The sequence below is a fragment of the Promicromonospora sp. NPDC090134 genome (assembly GCF_044746965.1).
Taxonomy (GTDB): Bacteria; Actinomycetota; Actinomycetes; order Actinomycetales; family Cellulomonadaceae; genus Promicromonospora.
Map to the genome: position 1 here is coordinate 490,463 of NZ_JBIVCZ010000004.1, position 20,663 is coordinate 511,125.

Consider the following 20,663-nt stretch of genomic DNA (forward strand, 5'->3'; position numbering starts at 1 on the left):
AGCTCGGCCGCTGCCGGCCCCTACTTCCGAATGCGGGAGCTCGCGTTTCCGGACCTGCCGCCAGTCACCGACCGCGGTCAACACCACGAAGCCCTCGAGGGCTCATCCATCGATGCTCTCGAAGCGACCAGCCGACGCACCCTGGCACGCAAGGATCGCGGCGTCGGTGATATCTCCTGCACCGGAATGCCACGGCGCAACCGTGCCCTGCACCTTCTCCGTTACCAGAACCGATGCCGCTGCGCTCACAAATCCCGCAACGCCAGTAACGACCAGGCGCGGCGCTGGCAGAAGCGCCCGCTATTGGGTCGACGTTGAGTGGGCCGGCTGCTCCAGGGTCGAGCGATCACGGACTTGGAGCACACAAGGCCCGAGCCTGTGAGCCGGTTCGCTCGAAGAGTGTGGCAGGTGTGGCCGCCGATGCTCAGCACATGCTGAGCATCGGCCTATGACGACATCCCGCTGGTGCCGAGGAGCCCTAGGAACTCCTGCCATATGAAAGGTGCGGCAGCTGCAGCCAGGCCGGTCGCGAGGATCCCGAGCCCCCAGATCGCTACGAAAAGGAGCCACACAGAGGTACCAGCGGCTGGGTGCGTGGCCAATTGACCCCTCCTGAGCGCCCGGCGGTGAAGGAAGGCGAGCTCGATCAGAAACCGGGTCCACCAGAAGTACAAGAATCCTCCAAGCAGGAGGAGACCAGTCCACTGCCAAGCGGCGTCCGACAGCTGACTCGTCGTCTGCTGTGCGCCGAGCTCCGCTCCGACGATGCCACCAAGGACGAGCGCGAGACATGCTCCCGCCCACGAAACGAACCGCTGGGCGGACTGCCCCCAGTATGTCTCGGGCTCGTAGGGCTCAATTGTGAGTAACCACCTCAGGTACCGACGGGGAAGCAGCAGAAATGGATGCGTCGCCAAAATGGCGCAAGCGAAGGCTGCGAAAACACCACCGGCCCCCAGGTAGGCCATGACTCCGCCGTCATTGTCGTGCCTGTTGAGCACCGCCGACATAACGGACAGAACTGCTGCCGCTGCAACCACCCAGGCGGACCCTCGCATGGTGCGGAATCTTCGATCCAACACCGCCCGATCACCCTCCGAGAGCCCGGAAACACTTTCCGCCAGTTTGCCCTCCGTAGACACCCACACTCCTCGACTGAGTCCAAACACATTTCCCCGACGCCACCCCAGGGCAGTGATTTTCGCTCGTGAATTCGCAGAGAGCCACACCGGGCGGCCTGGCATACATTTCGCCGCTAGGGAGACTTATCGACGGACAACGCCGCTCTACGAGGCGCGCATCGGGGTCTCGCGCCCGGCGACCTGATATGCCGATGGTCCCGGTTCCGACAAGTCGCTCCAGTTCCCGAACTCCGGGTAGTTGAGCCAGTACGCCTCGGACGCACGGGCGATGAAGTCCGTCTTGAGCCGCTGCCCAGGCCTCGTTGACTTGTCGACGGTTACGACGTATCCCGTTCCGTCGGTCTCGACGGACGACTTGTGGGTCAGGATCGATTCGCGCTGGGACCAGTTCCGGTCCTGGCTGGTGTAGATGTAGTCGTAGGTGATCCAGCGCCACAAGCGTCCGTCCGTTTCTCGCCAATCGACCATGTGCCACATCGTTGTGTGCTGATCGAAGAACTGGACCCGGGCACCGGTCTGGCCGATGCCGATGACCCACCGAGGCCGCGGCGTGCCCTCGTCGTCGCGCTCTGCGGCATCCACGATGTCCAGGTCTCGCTTCTCGAACTGGGCGCGCGCCTGCTCCTCGTCGAGCCAGTCGTGACCCAGGACCGGGCGTCGTGTGAGGTCGTTCCAGCTCGTGGTGTACAGGACGTCGTCGGTCATCGGGGTTCCTCTGCGTCTGGATGCGGCTGGTATTCGCTGATCTCCACGCGCTTCTCACGAGCGTACTGGGCGACGCGTTCAGGGACCGGCTGAGCCTGTGGTGGCACACCGAGGACCATCGCCCCAGCGAGCGGCTGGCCGATCTCCTCTTCGAACAGTTCCGCACGTTCGACTCGGGCGGTGTTGCCCGGCGTTGGAGCGATCACGAGGTTCATTCGTCCTGGCCGGTACTTCGTAAGAATCTCGTCGATGTAGCGCTTCGCAGTGTCGAAGGTGACATCGGCGAGCTGGACATGCTTGAGGGAGACGACCTCGTCGTCGCCCAGGGCGTCGACGCGGTACTGGCGTTCGGTCTTGCCACCGGGGTCAGTCTTGTTGATGTAGACCTCAGTCGTGCGGAAGCGGTACGCGGCGGCGTGGTTGAACCACATCCCGCGCAGGAACGCTCGCTGGTAGGGAGCGATATCGTCGCGGACCGCGTTTCTGGCGAACCAGCGGGCTTTGGTCAGGTGGTCGGTGCCGCGGGGGTAGGTCGCGAACAGGCGCCGCCACGACTCTTTCTCCTCGGCCTTCGCTTGGTCGATCTGTTCCTGGATCGCGTCGTCCAACAGGGCGGACACCTGTGCGGGTGGGAGCCGGTCGGGGTGCGCGGCCAGGATCTTGTCCCGCAGCCCAGGGTCGGGGACGCGGACGCCGGTGGCGGTGTCGGTCACGGTCTGCTCGGCCCACGCCCGCGCGTACGCACCCGAGACCCTGACGTGGTCGTACGTGGTCGTCAGGCTCGTGACGGCGCCCTGCAGAAGGGCGGTGAGATGGTCGAGGGAGGACTCGATCACCTGGCCACGGTCCTCCAGGAGCTGTGACTTGACGGCGGCCTCGTAGGCCGCGACGGATCCGAGCAGGTTCGCGTCGTCCTGCGTGGCCTGCGCCAGCTCCGCGAGCAACTGGAGGTCGGTGTCGGTCTTTTGGTAGAACTCGAGCAGGTCCGCGGCGATACGTTGCAGCCTGGACATCGCCACGAACACTCACCCCCTCACAGCACGTGGCACGACCGGATCGGTCGACGCGTTGGTCAGATCTGGTTGGTGTACTCGCTGGCCCTGCGGGCGGCATCCAGGAGCGAGTTGACGGTCTCTTCGGTGGACCGGACCGCAGCGGACAGGGCCGCGATGACTTCTCGGTCGGTCTGGGTGGCGGTGCCGCCGATGAGCTCCTGGATCTCACCGATCTGCTCGGACAGCTTCGTCTTGTACCCGCTCAGGCTGGTCGCGGTGTTCTGCGCGTTGCTCGCCACCTGCGACACAGCGGTCTTCAGGTCCTCAACCTTGGACATTCCGGTACCCCCTTGTGGTTCGTGTCCCGGTGATCCCGGGCTTGGTCTGATCTGGGATCTGGTCAGCAGCTGGGTCGTCAGCGGCCTGGTCCGGGCCTGTTGCCCGTGGGTGTAACTCGGGTGGCTCGCACGATGCCGGCTCGGGCGGTCAGGAGGACGGCGACGACGGCGCCCAGGAGCAGCAGGATCGCGGAGAGCACCTGCCCGGTCAGCGCGACGACGGCGAACAAGGCTCCGGTCGCGATGCCGCCGGTGATCGCGGCGGGGACCCAGCCGCGGGTTCTGGTAGGCCACGCCCCGCAGAACGTGACCACCGCCCCTGCCGCCTGGATGTACCCGGGGGCGCCCAGTAGGGCGAGAGCCCCGAACGTCGCACCGGTGGCGGCAAGGATGACGCCGATGGCGGTCCACCGCGCTCTGGCCGCGGCTCGCTGCTGGCGGGCGGTGTCGAGCTCGATGTTGGTCTTGTGGAGCTGGTCGATCAAGCCTTCCATCGCCGTCAGCGCTTCCCCTGACGTCTGCACCGTCAGCTCGGCGGTGCCTGATCCGGCGCCGTCGGGCGAGACGCCGGCGTCGGCCAGGATCCTGGTGACTTCGGCCTCGAACGGCCCAGTCCGCTCCTCAACCAAGGCACGATCGGTCCCGGCCTGGTCGACGTCGGCCTGAGCTTGTGCAACGGCTGCTTCGGTCTCTGCCTCGCGGTTCGCGCTCTCCTGGAGAGCGGCGGCGTGCGCCCGAGCCAGCTCGGTGACCGACTGCCGGTAGGCCTCCCACACTGCTCCGTGGCCACCACTTGCTGGCGGTGCGCCCGCCGGGGCGCCTGGACCGTCTTGGTCGGCGGGTGTCGTCCATGGGTTCTGGTTCGTGGTCATCGGGCCGCCTCCCCCGTCGGCTCGCCGGCCGGGCGGAGTCTGCGGGCGAGTTGCTCGGCGTCAGCCGTGGTCAGTGGTGCGAAGGGCACGGCGAGGACGGGTTCGACGCCGATGCCGTCCCATACCAGGCATCGCGCCGGGTCCGACGCCCAGCGCAGCAGCGGCTGCCCGAGGGCGGAGCGGACACCGTCCTGGGGGTGCTTGAGGAAGACATACGCGCTGATGCTGGAGCGTTTGAAGCCGAGCTGCTCGGTGATCACGTGCAGCCGGTTCCACCACGCGAACGTCACCACCCCAGCACCCGGGCCGTGCTTGAGGACATCGTCCAGGGCGCTGGCCGGGCTCTCCATGAGGCCGTCGGGGTTCTGCGTCATCCCGGCCACCGCGTGCAGCCCGAACGCGAGGACCAGCAACGGCCCCTTGCCCTCGACGTCGACGTGGTGGTCGCGGATCTGGTCGCGCAGGCCGAAGATGCGGGCGGTGATCGACTCGTGCGACGTGACGTGCTCGACCGAGCATCCCGCGGCGAACAGCACGTCGGTCAACGCGCGCTTGCCCTCCTGGGTGGCCGGCTCGGTGGCAGTGGCGTCCAGTAGCAGAACCCGCGGCGAACTTCCCCGAGCACCGGTGGGCAGGGAGGCCGATGCCTGGGCGAGGACGGTCGTGAGGGCCAAGCCGGTCATCACGCCGAGGGCTTCGGTCGGGCCGTCGCCCACGATGAACACCCCGGCACCGGGCTCGTGCGGGACCGGGATCGTCGCGGGCTGCTCGGTCACCGCGACAGGCATGCCCGCCCAGGCACCCGGGGCTCCTGCGGCGTCACGCCCGGGTTCCAGGAAGCTCAGCGTCGCGGGGAGGTTGGCCGGCTCGGCCAGGTGGAACACCCGCGGCCCGGCCAGGTCCCGACCGGCCCCGCGCTCCCACAGCTCACGCCGCAGCCCGGCCAGGGTCTCGGGGTCGGCGTGGGCGACCTGGACCTGCCCGTTGTCCGTGACCGCGCCGTAGTTGTCGTTGACGATCGCCTGCCCCCGGAATGCCAGCCCGGCCGCGGCGGTGTTGCCGGCTTGGAGGACGACCTGGGAGTCGTTGCTGGTGGTCTTGAGCGCGATCCGGACCGGGACCTGCCCGAAGATCGAGTCGCGTTTCGCGGCCAGCTTCGGTGCCCCGTCCAGCGTCTGCGTGGACAGGACCATGTGGACGCCGTAGCTGCGCGCGATCCGGGCGATGCGTTCCAGCAAGGCCACGGCTTCGGTAGCCAGGTCGTCGTCACCGTCCAGCAGGACCTGGAACTCGTCCAGCACCACCAGGATCCGTGGCGGCCTCAGCAAGCCGGCCAGGCCTTCGGGTGGGATCTGGGCGATGTCGGTGACATCCATGTCCTTGAAGACCTGCGAACGCGCCACGAGCTCCTGGTTCAGGTGCCGCAGGACCGCGACACCGAAGGTGCGGTCGGCGTGGATGCCGAGCACCTTCACGTGCGGGAGGAACGCCTCCCGGCCGGTTCCGGGGCCGAGGCGGGCGAACTCGACGCCGTGCTTCATGTCGACCAGGTACATCTCCAGGTCGTCCGGGGAGTACCGCACGGCCAGGTTGTGGATCAGGGTCAGCAGGAGGTTGGACTTGCCCTGCCCGACCGCACCAGCCACCAACGCGTGCGGCAGTGGCGGGTTCTGGGACCGCAACCGGACCACCGCGGGGTCCGTGTCGGCGAACCCGATCGTCGCCTCCAGCCCCTCGCCTCGCTCGATCGGCGCCCACCACGCCTCGCGTGGCGGGAGGGTCTCGGTGAACTCGATCGTCGGCAACGCCGCCTTGCTGGTGCGGTCCAGGACGTCCCGGCACACCGCCTCGGTCTCGGTGACCGGCACGTCGAGCTGGACCGCAACCTCGGGCAGGTGATCGCTCCACAGACCGTCATCGCCGGCGACCACCGTCGACAGCACCCCGAGCAGGTCTTCCGGATCGACCCCCGGGGCGGGATGTGCGGTCGGGTCGAACGTGACCAGCAGGGTGATCCCGCGTTCCTGGCCGGTCTTGGCCAGGCGGACCAGGTCCGCTTGTGTGGTCTGGTCGATGCCACGCGGGTAGTCCAGCACCGTCAGCACCCGGTGCGCGTCAGCCGAGCGCGACCGCGCCCGCAGGGCGTCGAAGGAGCTCAGACCGGCCTGCGCCATGCGGTGGGCGCGCATCGAGGAGACCTCACCCAGACCCGTCAGCACGGACCGCAGGCCCGCGGTGTCGTGGACCGGGCGGGCCACGACCTGCCCGAACCGGGATGTGATCGCGCCCAGGACACCCATCACACCGGTGACCTGGGGGTCGAACGTCTCGACCTGCACCCCGAACGGCTCCGAGGCTGCCACCGCGCGCAGCACGGCCTGCTGCACCACCCGCAAGCACACCGATCGGTCGTGTCCGATCTGCTCGGCCAGACCGCCCGACACCGCCCTTGGGGGAACGACACCGCTCAGGACCGGTCCGGCCTGCGCGTCATCGGCTGCTGCCTCGAGCGGGGTGGTGGCGGTCGGCTCGTCGTCCAGGACCGCGGCGGACGGCAACAGTGCCCACCCAGCGGTGCCCAGCAGAGGCAGCACCACCGGCACGTCACTGCCCGCAACGGTGCCGACCCGGACGAACCCAGCCCACTGCTGGCCAGCGGTCAAGTTCCCATCTCGCCACCGCCCGTCGGCCGGCGCGAACCCGGCGGCACCTGGTGCGAGCTGTGCAGCCTGGTCGACCAGGCTCGGGCCGAGCTGCGCGCCCAGTGCGTCGGTGACCTGCTGGGCGGGCTGGTCGGCACCGGGAGTCTGTGAGCGCTGCGCAGCGGACAGCCGTGAGAGGGCAGCGGACTCCTCCTGGGCGGCTACCGACCGGGCATCCACCACCAGTCGGCGCGCGGCACCAGCCAGCGCACGCATCCGCTCCTCGACCCGCCCCGGCGGCTCCACACCAACCTCAGTCGTGGCTTTCACCTGGTCACTCACCCGCACCGGCCCCCGCCCCAGACGAACCTCATCCGACCGGCCCAAGACTCCCACACTCCACCGACATCTTCGGCGCCCTTGGTTTGCGCGGTGTACCTCATCCCCCGTGTCATCGTGTTGGCGGCGGTGTCGGTCAACGGGTGACCGTAGCGAAACGGTCGACGGCGGTTGGCACGAGTTCGCGCAGAGTGCCGTCACCGGCCGCTGACCGCCCGCGGGCGGTGAAGGTGAGCAGGTTGCCGTCGACGACGACGTATACGGCATACACCCACACCGGCCAGGAGCTCGTTGATGCCTCGATCGTTGACTTGTAGGCCAGCGTGCGGTCGCCCAGCGAAGGGAAGTCTTTGTTCGGCTCGTAGTCGGCGCGGATCGCCTGATCGCCGGACAGCGTCGATACGACTGGGCAATCGTCGAGCCGTTCGGTCATGAAGTCGAGGATCTCGTCGGGCTTCGCGGTCAGCCCGGACTGCACCGTCATCGTGAACGTGTTCTCGCCGCCGTCCTGGAATGCCGCGGATGCTTCGACCGCACCGGTTGGGTCCGCGAATGCCGGGTCGATGTCGCCGGGGTCGCAATCGGGTGGGTCGACGGCGTCGTACTCCTGGGGCCCGGTACTGGATCCGTCCCCGGGGGGCTTGAGCATCCAGCCCGCGCCGGTGGGCAGGTCGGTGACGCTCAAGAGCGCCGACTCGGCCTGCTCGGAGGTGATCGTCGCGGACCCGTCCGAGCTGGTCTCCGTCACGGTCGGCGTGCTCGAGGGCGTCGAGCTGTCGTCGCTGTTCGTGGTGACTCCGCCAGCGGTCTGCCCGCATCCTGTCAGCAACGCGCAGAGCACGACAGCGCTCAAGACCTTGTTTCGCATGTTCTCCCTGTTCATCGTCGTGTGCGGGGCGTTCCTACCAGACCCTGGCCGCGGGCACCGTCACTTGAGCGGTCCCTGGGGATGTTCGAGAGCGAACCCGGTGCGCAGTGCGTTGAGGACCGGGTCGATGAGATCTTCTTCGAAGGCGGCCATACCCGTACTGGTCATCCGCTCGTGGAGTTTCGGGTCCCAGGGCGTTGGGGAGAGCTTGCCGGTGAACGGGACGGTGGCGGTCAGGTGGTCGTAGTCGGTAGCTGCCATGCGCCAGGTGGTTGCTCCTGGGACCTGGTCAAGGAAGGCGTTGGTGTGGTTGATGCCCGCCGGGTCGAAGTCGAACCGGCCGATCAGGCGCCATCCCTGGCCGGCCAGGCGTGCGAGAGCGTCGAGCTCATTCCCTGACGGTGTGCCCAGGGTGCACACGACCCGGACGTAGTCGAGGCCCTCAGCCTCAGCCATGTCGGCTGCTGCAGCGAGGATCGACGGGTTCTCGGTGACGAAAATCGGGTTGTGGGCGGACGTAGTGGCCCACTCGGCTCTTGCGAGCTCTCGTGGTGGAACGGTCACGATCGCGCCGAGAGGGGCGGACCAGCCGGTCGGGAGGACCCCAGTCATGGCCAGGCCGCCCATGATGTCGTCGAAGTCGACCCCTGCCTGCTCCCAGCGCTGTCGTGTGGGGCCCTCGGTCGAGACCCGTCCGGCGGAAGTGAGCATTGCCAGCACCAGGTTGGGCAGGGGCCCTTCGTCCAGGGCATGCGGGTTGCCGGGCACGAGAAACCGGCGGTCGACACGTTCACCGTCGGGCAGATTGAGGATGGTCGCGGCAATGCTCACGGCGCTCCGCGCTGTCTCGATTGCCGCGTCACCGGTCACGTTGACGAACCGCGTCACCGCACGGCGCCCACGCCCAGTGGTGAGCAGGTCCAGGTCACCGATCCCGGCCTGCTCGCAGGCGGTCCTGATGATTTCCTCGACCTGTGCGCGGTGGTCTGCTCTGGCTGCCCTCTCCAGGGCTTTGGTGGCCAACGTTCGACCGGTCAGCGTGGCCACCACCTCGCCCAGCGTCATCCCCGGGGCGCGATGGCCCACTACGGTAGACAGCTCGCCCAGGTCGACCGTGACCTTGCCGCCTGGCCTGCCCGGCGGGATGAGGCCAGAGGCGGCAGCGCGTTCGGCCGGGTCGCTGGGCAGAGCGACCCTGACCTTGCCGTCGGCCAGCACAGGGTCGCCGCGCCGGTCGGCGGCGTCAGCCAGCGCCTGCCAGAGCCAGGCCAGGTCACGATCGGTCCAGGCGCGCAGATCGTGCATCGGTAGGGAGCTGCTCACCAGGCGTTCCGGATGTCTTCGAGGTCGTGGGGGTAGGTGGTGTTCGCGGCGCGTACGGGCATCCAGATCTCGGCCACGGTGTCCCCCGGTAGCGGGGCGAGGTCGTAGATGTCGGTACCGTCCCAAGCGCCCGGGGCTCCATCCCAGGAGTGCGAGGTGCAGACCAGGTCGAGGTCCAGGGACGCGATGTAGCGGGCCAAGCCTTCACGGCCTTGTTCATCGACCTCGCCGGGTACTTCGTCCAGCGCGACCAGGCGCATCGAGGTCTCTGGCAGGTCGTCGTAGGTCGCGCCGACGGCGGCGAGCATGGGTGCCAGAGTCGCCAGTCGCGCCTCCCCGGTGGACAGGCCGGTTCCGCGTGAGCGCCAGGGCTTCATCTTCTCGTCGCTGCCTCGGCGCACGTGGTACTCGATGTAGAGCCACTGGCCCAGATCGACTGCTGTGGTGACCCGTTCGGTCATGTCACCATCGGTGGCGTCCAGCAGGTTGCGGATAGCCAGGGCGAGCTGTTCGGATTCCTCGGTGGTCCGGGACGCGGCGGACTTCTGGCAGGCAAGTGCGTAAATGGTCCGCTGCACGGGCGACAAGTCGTCGCGCAGTTGGTACTTGATCCGGACTCCCACGCCTGAGGAAGCCGAGACGGTGTTCATCTTCTTGTTGACCATGTCGATCCAGTCCGTCATCCGGTGCCAAGCTGTGCCGATGGCGCGGGGAAGCCGGTCGAGGATGAAGTCACGCAGGGCTTCATCCTCCTTGTCGTTCAGGAGCTGGTGCGCTGTCTCAGCCAGCTCGGTGGCTACGCTCGCGGCCTGAAGAGGTTCCATGAGACCGCCGTCGTGGGCGCAGCGGTAGGTGAACAAGCTGGCGTCTTCGTGGTTGAACGCGACCGCGGAGTCCAGCGTCCACCTCCCCCGTACCTCCCCAGCAACACGGTCGAACTCTTTGTAGAAGTTGGGCAGCGGCGTGGTGGCAGCATTCTCGAGCGCGTCGAGTACCTGCCCGATCAGCGCCTCACCGATTGCTGGTTCGCTGCCGGCCGGCAGCACAGCAGCACGGACCTCAGCCACGGCGACGAGGGAGACCAGAACGCTCACGGCTGTGTCGGCGCCAGGTTCCAGACGGATGACGTCGTTGCGGGCCCCCTCGGCGATGCCTTCGGCTCTGCCCTTGTCCTGCTGCTTCGTACTCAAGTCGCGACCGAGCCTGTCCAGTGTGTCCTTCAGGCCGGTGAGCTTGGTCGTCTCCTCTTCGACCTGCTTGACCAGGTCAGCGATGTCTGGGCTGTGCTCCGCTGTTCGGCTCTCGTATCGCGTAGTGACGGCCACGGCCTCCAGGTGAAGGCGCTGTGCCTTGGCCTGAAGTGGGGGCAGCTTGTCACGGTCCTGGTGTGCGCGGGTGAGGCGTTCGTGCAGCCACGTCAAGCGTGTGACCAGCTTGGCCAGTATCTGGCGTGACTCTCGCAGTTCGCGCGCCCGGTCGGCTTCCGTTCGTTCAAGTGAGGCGAGATCCTCGAGCGTGGCTGGCAAGGCCAGCTGGGCACAGGTGTCCCTCCACTCCCGCTGGGCGGTGCGCGCGTCCCGTGCTCGGTCGTCGGCGACCGCCTGCCGCTGGTTCGCGCGGTCGCGTGCGTCGGTAGCGGCTGTCTCCTGAGTCGCTCGCTCGTGCTCGGCCGTGGCTAGCGCGGAAAGGTCAGGAAAGGTCGCAGCGCGGGCACGTACCTGGGTAGCTGCCTCACGTTCCTCCTGAGCCTCGTTCTCAAGATCGGCAGCGTGCTGCTCCAGGCCGGCGGCGACCTCGTCGAGTCGTTCGGCCTCGGCCAGAGCAGCGGCGCGCTTCTGAGCAGCGCCGATGTACTTGGAGTCCTGCCCGACGGTGTCCTGAGGTGCGCGCCCGAGGATGGGTCCGATGCGGAAGGTCGAGTCCGTACCGACGACCGCGGGCGCATTGTTCGGGGTGGTGGCGCTGCCGGTCAGGGTGATGCGGTCCAGGACCGCGGCGGCCAGGACATGGTCTGGATGGTCCGGGTCGGTGGTGAGGATCGAGCTCAGAGAATCGTCGACCGTGGGACCGTCCACGCAGATCTGCCAGTCGTCGGTGTCGAGACCCGCGTGCGTCAGCGCGGCACCGAGGATGCCCGAGGCGGCCATCGCGGCCTCGATCCGGGCACGCGTGCCGGGCGTGGTGCCCTCGCGCCAGGTCAGTGCGTCGGCAAACAGGGTCTGCGACGTAGCGACCCAGTCGGGGCGCGGTGCTCTCAACTGTTCACCGGAGCGAAGGGCCTGGGCGCGCTGCCGATGGCCTTCGGCCTCGCCGCGAAGATCGTGAGCTTGGGAGTCGAGCTGGCGCGCCTGCTCGATGGCTGTCGCGGCGATGCGTTCCGCCGACGTGTGTGTCTCGGTGCGCCACCCACTTGCGGTGGTGAACAGCTCGCGTGGACTCTGCTGGCGCGCTTCCAGGACCGTCTCCTGATCCAGGGCATCATCCTGGTCGGTGGTGGTCAGGTCAGTATTTCGCGTGGCCCATTCGATGATCTCGGTGGCTGCACGGTCGGCGGCCCGGTTGGCGTGTTCCTGCTTCGAGCGCAGTGTGTGCTCGAGGCCGTCGGCGACTTCCGCGGCATCGCTCGCAGCTCTTGCTGCGTCCGCTGCCTTCCGCTCTTCGTCGGCGACGGTCTGGTACTCGCGACCCATCGCTGCTGCGGCATCCGATCGTTCCTGGTGGTCCCCTGCCAGGTCCAGCCAGTGCACGGCTGCGCCTTCCAGCACTGCCGGCGCCGTGGCGATCTCAGGAAGGGTGCCTTGGTCGAGATCTTCGTCCGCGACTTTGAGCATCGCGTGGGGGCGCATGGTCATGGTGACCTGCGCGACCACCTGGCCAGCCTTCGGGTCTGCGGCCGCGGCACGAGCAACGACATCTGCCACGTCGTCCTGGAGTTCGATCGCCTCTTGGGCCAGTTCCTGCGCCCGACGCGCGGCGCCGTCCACAGCGCTGCGTAGCGATTCTCTGGCCTGTTCGGCGGAGGCCTGCTGCGCTTGGACGGTCGCAGCCAGCTGCTCCAGTTCCTTCGCGCTCTGGTACTCGTCCTTGGCGGTCCACTCCTGGATGTTCGCTTCGGCTCTGGTGGCCTTCTCCTGTGTGGCCTCGTACTCCGCTTGGGCATCCGCGAGGTCCGCAGCCGCACGCGCGTGTGCCTTCTGTACTTCCGTGGAACGCGCCTTCGCCTCGTTCAGGTCGGTGCGTGCCTGGCGTGCCTGGGTAGCGACTTTCCTGGTGACTCCGGCGACGTACCGGGTCCATGTCTCGGCCAGTCCTGCCAGGTGCGTCGCTGCCTCGCGGGCTTGCCGGAGCTCCTCGCGGGTCTCTTCGGTGGCGGCCAGTGCCTCGGCCGTGGCACTGATCTCGTCCTCCGGAACACCCGGCAGTGCCGCTCGCAGCTCATTGGCGGCTTGCTCAGGCCGTATCGCCTGCAAAATCGCAGGATTGCGCACCTGCCGTATCAGGTTGGCGATCGTCTTGAGCTTGTCGCCATTGGTGCCGAAGACCTGCGCGGCCAGCTCGTTCCGATACCCCTGGTCGCCGTCGAGAAGGTGTCCGCCGGCCGCCTTGACCTGCTCTTCGAAAGCAAGGCTTGTGGTGATCGGGGAGCTCCCGTCAGCCCCGACCAACGGCATGTCGACCACGGGCCGCCCGGGGATCGTGAACGGCTCCGGGGTGACCTTCTGCCCCGACAGGACCAGGCGTACACCGTAAGAGCGCACACCTTCCTCGGCAGGTCCTTCCAGCACCATCCACACGTACCCGATGCGCTTGTTGCCCCGCTTGCCTTCCTGCATCAGTGCGGTCAGGCCGGTCGTGCGGGAGTTACCCGCGCGCATCTTGTTGCGGTCCAGATCCAGGAGGTAGGGCCAGAGTGCTTCCATCGCAGTCGTCTTGCCAGTTCCGTTTGGGCCACGCAGGAGAAGCCGGCCCGAAGGGGCCTGCAGGTCCAACATCGTGTACTTCCACACGTCGAACAGACCGAACCCGATCAGGCGCCACCTGGCCCCAAAGCGCGACAGGTCGAAGTCCTCTGCCGGGAACTCCAGTTGCTCCTCGACACCAATGGCGGTCATGCTTCCTCCTCGAACAGGGACAGCTGGGCATCGCCCGGATCAGGTTCAGCCACCACGGTGGCCGACGGCTCGACAACAGAGTCGCCCGCTGAATCGCTCAAGGCGCGGGCCGTGCTGTCACCGGTCTCGACGGTGGTGAAGGGCCTATTCGGTGGGGCTTCCCATCGGCCCAGGGCCGGGGAGACCCACCACCAGCCATCGGCCACCCGCAGCAGGGCGTTGGCCACCAGGTGCGCTTCAGCCTTGGCCAGCAGCCGCGACGGCTGTGTCGTGTAGTCCTCCGACCACCCTCCGCGCCCGGTGCGCTGCTCGTTCGCGATCTGAGTGAGCTCCTCCAAGACACGTTCTCGCTCCATGCCGCGCCAGCCCGGACCAGGGCTACCCGGCCGGTTGCCGTCGAGGGTGTCGGTAGTGGCCACGAAGTCGCACAGCACCAGTGCGACACGCTGCTCGATCGCTCGGGTCGGGAACGGGACCTCGCCGAGCTCATCCGAGCGGCGATAGGCCTCGTCCGGGACAACGAACGCAGCGCCCTCGGTTCGGCGCTCAATGGTCAGCCCGAACGACGCAGCCAGCGGCCGGCCGTCATCGCCGCGCAGCCGCCGCGATAGCCAGTCCATCTCCTGGTCGTCGAGGTCGGTGGTGTGGATGACGGTGTCGTCCACGAGACGGCGTCGCATGCGCCGTCCGGCGTCCGGCTCGTGCATCAAAGCATCGACCCATGCTTCCGGTTCGCTCACCGGGTCGATCTCACTGGTGAAATTCATGACCAGGTGGGGAAGGCGACTGTGCTCGATACGCAGAAGGACGTCCTGGTCGGGATCGACCATGTAGTCCTCGATGCGACCGTCGACCTCGGCGACGATGCCACGCTGGCACAGCTGCTTGAGCGCATCGGTGTGTGCTCGACGCAGCAGGTGGCCTTCCACGACCGGCACACCGGCCTCGGCGGCGACGACCTTGCCCGCGTCGATCAGCTCACCGATCAAGATCGAACGGCGCAGCCCTTCCGCGGCCGCGGCGAAGAGGAACACCCAGGTGCAGGCCAGCGGTGACGGTGCCTGGACGGTCCAGTCGTCGATTCGCGGCGGCGGGGACTTGCGCAGCCGGACCAGGTCACGGCTCACGTGCAGGCTCCACCCCAGCCGGGAGAGTGCCGTGCGCAGAACCTGGGTATTGCGACGGGCAGCAGCGATCACTTCGTCGTCTCTACCCGACACCAGCCAGGGACGCGCTGCCAGAGTGCGCAGCACGCCGGCGATCTCCATCTCGGTGTCCGTGGCGACATCAACCCTGACATTGCGTCCTCGAGCGCTCATGCCGTCCTCCTCTCGAAGACCAGGACCGGTGCTGGGTCCTGGTCGCGGTGGTTCCCCACCTGGTTGTCTGCCTGGTGTGAGAGGGGCAACGTTGGCTCGGCACCGGGCCGGTGGAACGCCACTGCGCGCCCGGGCAGCCACACCCGCCAGTGCTGGCAGCCGAGCGTGCCTGGCTCGCGCCCGGTCGCGGCGACGATCGTGCATGCCAAACCGTCGCGGCGAGCCGTCCTGCGCCCGCTGACCGACCGGGCGCGAGCCGCAGCAGTGAGCACCTCGTACGCGACCTGCGCCGCCCCCACCGACAGGTCCTCGCCCGGTGACGAGTCGAGGACCTCCGACACGTACCTCGCCCGCTCGGCCTTGACCTGCTCCAGGCGCGCCCGGTGCTCTTCCCTCTGAGCCGAGTCGTCCACCACGGCCGGCGCCCTGCCCCGACTGCCCGTCGCTCCGGTGCTGAACTGCCACTTTTCGGTCTCTACCTGTGGCCCCATCCGCCACGCTGGTACCCGCCCGGCGCCCGGCTCGTCGGCCTCACCATGCAACTTGCGCCACGGGTGGTCACCCAGCGCCGCGAGATAGATCCGTCGCGCCTGGTCGGTGTCCAGACATGCCCTGGCCAGCAGGAGCGCCCGCGACCGGGTCGTCTGGCCCGGGCCGCTCGACTGCAAGCGACGCAGGTTGGCGTGGAACGTTGGCAAGGCCCCCAGAATGCGGCGCGCGAACCGGGCGCCCCGCCCATCCTCCGGGTGGTACCACCGCACCAAGCCCTGCCAGTCCGAGAGGCTTCCGCCCCGTGACGCGCTCAAGATCTCCCTGCCGATCAGCTCCGAGGCCGTCGACTCCGACACCGTGATCTCCATCAACCGATCGAACCGGTCTTCCAATGCCCGCAGCGCGCTCGATGCTCGTTCCGATCCCCGCTCGATCTCGTTGACCGCGAAAGTTGCATACCGGATCAGGAGCGTCTTGAGCTCTCCAGCTTCGCCCGTGTCGAGATCGAACCGTGAGGCCAGCTTCATCAGGCCCGACTCGGCATCGATCAGGGTCGAGTCCAAGCTCTCGTGCGCGTTGAACAGGTTGTTCACGCGCCGCTGGACGCTGCCCAGATCCGCCCACCGGTCCCCGGGGTCGGCCAGGGACTCCAGCTCGCTGGCGACCGTCTCCAGGGAAACGAACGCGATCTCCCGCAGACGCTGGGTTCCGGTCAGGAACTGCTCGTAGAACCGCTGGACCTGCCGACCCACCCCGGTGGGGGTATACCGGAAGTTCTTGTCCAGCAGGTCGGCGATCACGCGCACATTGGTGTTGTCCTGAAATCGGTCGACCACACCGATGTCGTAGAGGCGTTTGAGGCGGTCCTCGACCCGGGTCTGGTCCATCCGGATCCCAGCTACGCGGAGCCCGGCGACGACCTCGATCGGGGTCATGTCGCCCACCGCCGCGTCTAGGACCCGCATGATCGCGATGAAGTCGTCCGAGGCCGGATGCGCCAAGTAGGACACCGCATCACGCTGGTCCGGTCGTGACCGCGCCCCGTTGAGCGAGTCGAGATCACCACCCCCGGTCGCATCCAGGGCGGACGGCACAGCCTGGTTGTTCATGCTCACGCTCGGCTTGTCCTGGCTCATCGCGACCACCGCACAGCACGCAGCGGCCAGGCCCCTGGCTGGGCCCCACCCCGGACGGCAGAATGTGACGGCGATGATCCCCCAGGAGCACTCAGCTCACTGCAGACGCCCGTCGTAACTGCCCGCACGTGATTGCCCGCAGTCCGCAAGGCCACGAGTGCCGAAGACCGCACGAAACACCCCCGTCTGCCTACCGCTGTACGTTGCCCAACCATCGCATTGCCCTGTCGCGGTGCCATCCCGGTCCCCTCTGTCACCTGCACCCATGACTCACCTGACTGGCATCGCTCGCCCCTGCGCCGCGCGATCGGTCCGTAGCCACACGGGCCCATCGCAAAGGCGATACGGCGCATGGTGACATCCGCCACTGACAGTGACCGGGACAGGACCGCGACGTCGACGTGCACGACATGCCTGACCAGCACCGAGTGGCCCCGTGCCTGCAGGACCTCCTCAGCAGCCCCTGCACCGGCGGGGCGACGGCGGCGTCGCTGACGCCGTGGACCCGACCGGCCAGTCCTGGCCGATGCCCTGTCACAGCTCGACGGCCGGGGTGGCGTCGCGCAGGTCGAGGCGGTCCAGCATGCGGTTGTAGGGCGCGAAGGCTGCTTCGGCTTCGGCACGGTCGACGTAGCGGGACAGGTCGTACTGGTGGGACGGGGCGCCCTTCGGCTTGGCGATCACCTCGGCCAGGGTTTTCTGGTCGCGGGTGGTCCACCTCGCCCCGATCGCGGCGTACAGCCGGGGGACCTCCGTGAACGGGTCGGCACTGAGCTTGTGGTAGGGCACGTCCACGATCGAGGACGGCGGCAGGTTCATCCGCGCCTGGAGGCCGTTGTTGACCTGGTCGACCAGATGATCCAACGCGGCTCGTCCGATCACTTCAGGGTCCACCTCGTGCTGGACCATGGCCTGCAGCGTCTCCAGGAGGCTGGCGAACGAGCCGATGACCGTGACGGGGTCACGATGGGTCCACACGAACGTGGCGTCCGGGAACACGTGCCTGATCGTGTCCATGTCGCTCAAGTGCCCCGGATACTTCAGCACCCACCGCTTGGGCTCGCGCCCGTGCTGGAGTACCTGCAGCCCCAGCTTCAGGAACTCGTACTCCGGCAGCACGTCGTAGTCGGCGAGCCACGCGCTGTAGGACGGCATCGGCCCACGCTGCAGCGGCCAGTGGGCGCCGTGCGCGAAGAACAGCACCGACTCCTCCGGTCGGTCGATATAGGTCGGGTGCTTCTGCTGGAGGCCGGGAGCAACCAGCTCCATCAGGGAGAGTCCTTGCTCGAGCTGCTTGATCACCTTCCGTGCTGCCCGCGGGTCGTGCAGAGTCGTGTGCGACAACTCCCAGGTCAGCGGGCCACGATGGTCAGCCGACTCCGCAAGGACCCGGTGGGCCAGCGTCGTCGCTGTGCGCGGCAACCCGCACACGAACACCGGTGCCGTGATCGGTTCGCCCGTGACCTGCGGGTGCTCGGCCAGCACACGGTTGACCCGCAGCCGGTTGGCGTACTTGCGCTCGACCTCATTGGTGATCAGGAACCAGCCCAGCGGCGACAGCCCCGGGATCTCGGCCGCTGCCTCGATGATCCTGCCCAGGTCCGCGGCAAACGGGCGGTCCTGGGTACCCGCCCTCTTCTCGACCTGCGCCGCCGCCTTCGCCCAGGACCCGGCGGGATCCCGGTAGCCCGTGACGAAAGGGCCCAGCGCAGCGTTCAGGACTCGGGTGGTACGTGGGGTACGGCTCACGACTCTCCTCGGTAGTAGCTGGATCTGTTGCCGGTCACGACTCGCATCGTTCACGCCTCACCATCGGCGCATAACGGACTATCGGGGCAGCCAGTGGCGGTCAAGAGGTGTTGCGCCATGCGGAGCACATTCACCCGCCCTCGACCGTCGAGCGCGGTCGCTGCCTCGCAGGTCTCTGTCCTGCGGTGTTTGTCGTGGGATCACGTCGCGGTGCCGAGGGTGACCGGTAGGGCGGCCGGGCGGCGGAACCTCAGGTCGAGCGCCCAGGTGATCTGGTGGGCGTCGACGCTCAGGGTGGGTTCGACCTGGCGCAGCAGCGTCTCGACCGCGGTGCGGACGATCAGCCGGGCCTGACCTGGTGCGGGGCACCGGTGCGAGCCCGCGCCCCAGGCCAGATGGGCACGGTTGCCCAGCCCGTCCCAGGCGCTCGTGCCGCGCACGTGCGGGTCGCAGGCGGCGGCCCCGACCGCGAGGAGGAACGCGTCACCGCGCTGAATCAAGGTGGCCTCGCCCAGCAGGTGGCCTTCCTTGAGCGCGAACCGTGGGGCCAGGACACTCACCGGGGACGCGTCCCACAAGACCGCCTCGAGCGCGTCGTCGGTCCCCAGACGCCCGCCGGCCAACCGCCGGGCGAACCCTTGGTCGGTCAGGGCACGCAGCAGTGCCTGCCCCAGCCAGGCCTGCAGGCCCGCCGACGCACCGGAGACCAGGGACAACGTGCCCAGCACCGCCTCGCGGGTGCCCCGGTAGCCGGGGTGGGCCGCGAGCAGGCCCGCCGGCGTCATGCCGCCGCCCGCGTCCCGCATCGCCTGCCCACCGATCAGGAAGCTCAGCTCCCCCAACCCCGCATCATCAAGGCCTGCGTCGTCGAGCCCTGCGCGGTCCTGGCTGGTTGCGGGGTCGACGGCGAGCTCGAACAGCTGCCTGCCCGTGACCGGGTCCACACCCAGGAGCGTGCCGAACCCGAGCCGGGTCACCGGCTCGACGTACTCGCGCATCAGGTCGATCTCCCGGCCCGGGTCGGACCGGGCAAGGTCGACCAGCCGGGAGACCGTCTCCTCGCACACCGCCCGGACGACCCGGCCGATCTCAGCGCCGTCGATCGCGGCCAAGACGTCGTCCAGCGGAGCGCGCAGGCGCGCGTGCTCCGCACCGGTGCTCGTCTCGACCCGCTGCCACTGCCCTGCCCGGAACGCCGCCCGGAGATACGCCGGCAGCCCGTCCGGGGTGCGGTTCCAGGCGGTGGTATCGGTAGTGACCATGCTGGAGTCCCTCGCCAGGGCAGCGATGGCCGGGTAGCTGGTCACCAGCCAGGCCCGCGCCCCGGGCCCCAAGCCGACCGGTGCGACCGCTCCCCACTGCTGACGTAGCCAGGACCAGGCCGCGACCGGGTCCCGGGCCGAGAGCACGTCGGCCAACAGCGGGACATCGACCGGGTCATGCAACCGCATCGGTGAACGGCCAGTCTGCGACGTGGAGGCGCTCGGTGCCGGGTACGTCATCGAGCATCTTCCCTGGGCAGAATGCTCCGCGATCCCCCACGATGCGACGACCCGGGCGGCGCAGCACGTTCGTACCCGACGGCGTGGCCGTGAACGGTGCCGTCCGGGGTGAACCGGGTCCGCACGACGTCATGCACCTCGTACACCCGTCGCGGGTCTACTTCTGCGGAGGCGGGCACTTCCCGGGGCACGGCACGGAACGCGTCCGCGATCGCCGGGTCGACCAGCACGCCCTCCTCCAGGAGCTGTTGGATCATCTGCCTACGCCACTGCGCTGCTCCAGCCGACGCAGCTGCCGGCTCGGGGCGGTCCGCCTCGATCAGTTCGGGTTCGGTCATGCGCGCCTTCTTCCGTGGTCGAGGTCAGCAGGTTCATGCTCAGGACGGCCGGGTGGCCCAGACGCGGCCAGTAGTACCCCAGTCCTTAGGCCCGGCGGGCTGCTCACGGTGCCGTCAGGGGGCGGAACAGGTCGAAAATGGTCTGGTCCGCGTCGTGGGCCGTTGCGGGCTGCGCAGGGCTCCGTGCCGGGCCTCCCGTGCTCAGGAGAGCGTCACGGGTCGCGCCGCCGGGGGTCATGGTCGAAGCAAGGTCGACGAACAGGCGCGCGGTGACCGTCGCGTCGTAACCGGCCCGGTGGAGCCGCATCCCCGGGGGCATTCCGGCATCGAGGCGACGGTGTCGGACCAGGGAGCTCAGGCTGTAGGACGGCAGATCGAAGGCCCGTCGTGCCAGCCGCGGCGTGTCGATCATGTCCGGCACGGCCCAACCCGGCAACGCCCGGCTCAGGACGGCGACATCGACGTGCACGGCGTGCCCGACCAGGATCGAATCGCCCAGCGCCTCCAGGACCTCCTCGGCAACCTCTTCGGCCCGGGGCGCGTCGGTGACGTCGTCATTGCTGATGCCGTGGACCCTGCGAGCCTGCCAGGTGATCGGCTCCGGCGGACGAACCAGCCACGTCCGGGCCGACCTGATGCCGCCCTGATGGACAGGGACAAGTGCGAGCTCGACCAGCTGGGGCGGTTGTGCCCCGCTCCCCTCGACGTCGACCACGACGTAGTCGGCCGCACTCCAGGCATCGTCACGGGTCACGATCGATCCTCCAAAGGGTGCAGACACCACACGACAG

Annotated in this window: 15 protein-coding genes; all 15 read right to left on the reverse strand. The window is 68.3% G+C overall.

The features are described 5' to 3' along the window. Nucleotides 1–446: 446 nt before the first annotated feature. The 15 genes from ACIPN7_RS14475 to ACIPN7_RS14545 all read right to left on the reverse strand — a co-directional run bounded on the left by ACIPN7_RS14475 (nt 447) and on the right by ACIPN7_RS14545 (nt 20,626). Nucleotides 447–1,142 carry a hypothetical protein gene (locus ACIPN7_RS14475; protein WP_400543119.1) on the reverse strand — a complete coding sequence of 232 codons (696 nt, stop codon included), beginning with the start codon at nt 1,140–1,142 and terminating at the stop codon, nt 447–449. A gap of 144 nt (nt 1,143–1,286) precedes the next feature. Next, a complete protein-coding gene (locus ACIPN7_RS14480; RefSeq protein ID WP_400543122.1) occupies nt 1,287–1,847 on the reverse strand; it encodes a hypothetical protein in 561 nt (186 codons plus the stop codon). Next, on the reverse strand, nt 1,844–2,866 hold the full coding sequence (locus tag ACIPN7_RS14485) for a hypothetical protein (protein ID WP_400543125.1): 1,023 nt from the start codon (nt 2,864–2,866) through the stop codon (nt 1,844–1,846). The genes ACIPN7_RS14480 and ACIPN7_RS14485 overlap by 4 nt, the downstream gene beginning before the upstream one ends. A 53-nt stretch (nt 2,867–2,919) precedes the next feature. Next, nucleotides 2,920–3,180 (reverse strand): hypothetical protein, encoded by a 261-nt coding sequence (locus ACIPN7_RS14490; RefSeq protein WP_119139302.1) that lies wholly within the window; start codon nt 3,178–3,180, stop codon nt 2,920–2,922. 77 nt (nt 3,181–3,257) lie between these two features. Next, nucleotides 3,258–4,052 (reverse strand): hypothetical protein, encoded by a 795-nt coding sequence (locus ACIPN7_RS14495; protein ID WP_400543129.1) that lies wholly within the window; start codon nt 4,050–4,052, stop codon nt 3,258–3,260. Next, entirely contained in the window at nt 4,049–7,024 is a 2,976-nt protein-coding gene (locus ACIPN7_RS14500; RefSeq protein ID WP_400543131.1) for an FtsK/SpoIIIE domain-containing protein, read from the reverse strand. The genes ACIPN7_RS14495 and ACIPN7_RS14500 overlap by 4 nt, the downstream gene beginning before the upstream one ends. Before the next feature lie 145 nt (nt 7,025–7,169). After that, a complete protein-coding gene (locus tag ACIPN7_RS14505) occupies nt 7,170–7,901 on the reverse strand; it encodes a hypothetical protein (protein WP_400543134.1) in 732 nt (243 codons plus the stop codon). A 60-nt stretch (nt 7,902–7,961) separates the two neighbouring features. After that, entirely contained in the window at nt 7,962–9,224 is a 1,263-nt protein-coding gene (locus ACIPN7_RS14510) for a DUF2399 domain-containing protein (protein WP_400543137.1), read from the reverse strand. Continuing rightward, on the reverse strand, nt 9,221–13,336 hold the full coding sequence (locus tag ACIPN7_RS14515) for an SbcC/MukB-like Walker B domain-containing protein (protein WP_400543140.1): 4,116 nt from the start codon (nt 13,334–13,336) through the stop codon (nt 9,221–9,223). Before ACIPN7_RS14515 ends, ACIPN7_RS14510 begins: the two co-directional genes overlap by 4 nt. Further along, nucleotides 13,333–14,655 carry a DUF2398 family protein gene (locus tag ACIPN7_RS14520; RefSeq protein ID WP_400543143.1) on the reverse strand — a complete coding sequence of 441 codons (1,323 nt, stop codon included), beginning with the start codon at nt 14,653–14,655 and terminating at the stop codon, nt 13,333–13,335. The genes ACIPN7_RS14515 and ACIPN7_RS14520 overlap by 4 nt, the downstream gene beginning before the upstream one ends. Beyond that, entirely contained in the window at nt 14,652–16,283 is a 1,632-nt protein-coding gene (locus ACIPN7_RS14525) for a DUF2397 family protein (RefSeq protein WP_400543146.1), read from the reverse strand. The genes ACIPN7_RS14520 and ACIPN7_RS14525 overlap by 4 nt, the downstream gene beginning before the upstream one ends. Before the next feature lie 534 nt (nt 16,284–16,817). Beyond that, nucleotides 16,818–18,032 (reverse strand): sulfotransferase family protein, encoded by a 1,215-nt coding sequence (locus ACIPN7_RS14530; protein ID WP_400543149.1) that lies wholly within the window; start codon nt 18,030–18,032, stop codon nt 16,818–16,820. Between the two features lie 200 nt (nt 18,033–18,232). Next, the gene (locus tag ACIPN7_RS14535) at nt 18,233–19,483 is read right to left on the reverse strand and encodes a hypothetical protein (protein WP_400543152.1); all 1,251 of its coding nucleotides are present in this window, start codon (nt 19,481–19,483) and stop codon (nt 18,233–18,235) included. Between the two features lie 47 nt (nt 19,484–19,530). Continuing rightward, nucleotides 19,531–19,872, reverse strand: coding sequence for a hypothetical protein (locus ACIPN7_RS14540; protein WP_400543155.1), 342 nt, complete (start codon nt 19,870–19,872; stop codon nt 19,531–19,533). Between the two features lie 103 nt (nt 19,873–19,975). Further along, nucleotides 19,976–20,626 carry an exonuclease domain-containing protein gene (locus tag ACIPN7_RS14545; protein ID WP_400543158.1) on the reverse strand — a complete coding sequence of 217 codons (651 nt, stop codon included), beginning with the start codon at nt 20,624–20,626 and terminating at the stop codon, nt 19,976–19,978. Between the last annotated feature and the right edge of the window lie 37 nt (nt 20,627–20,663).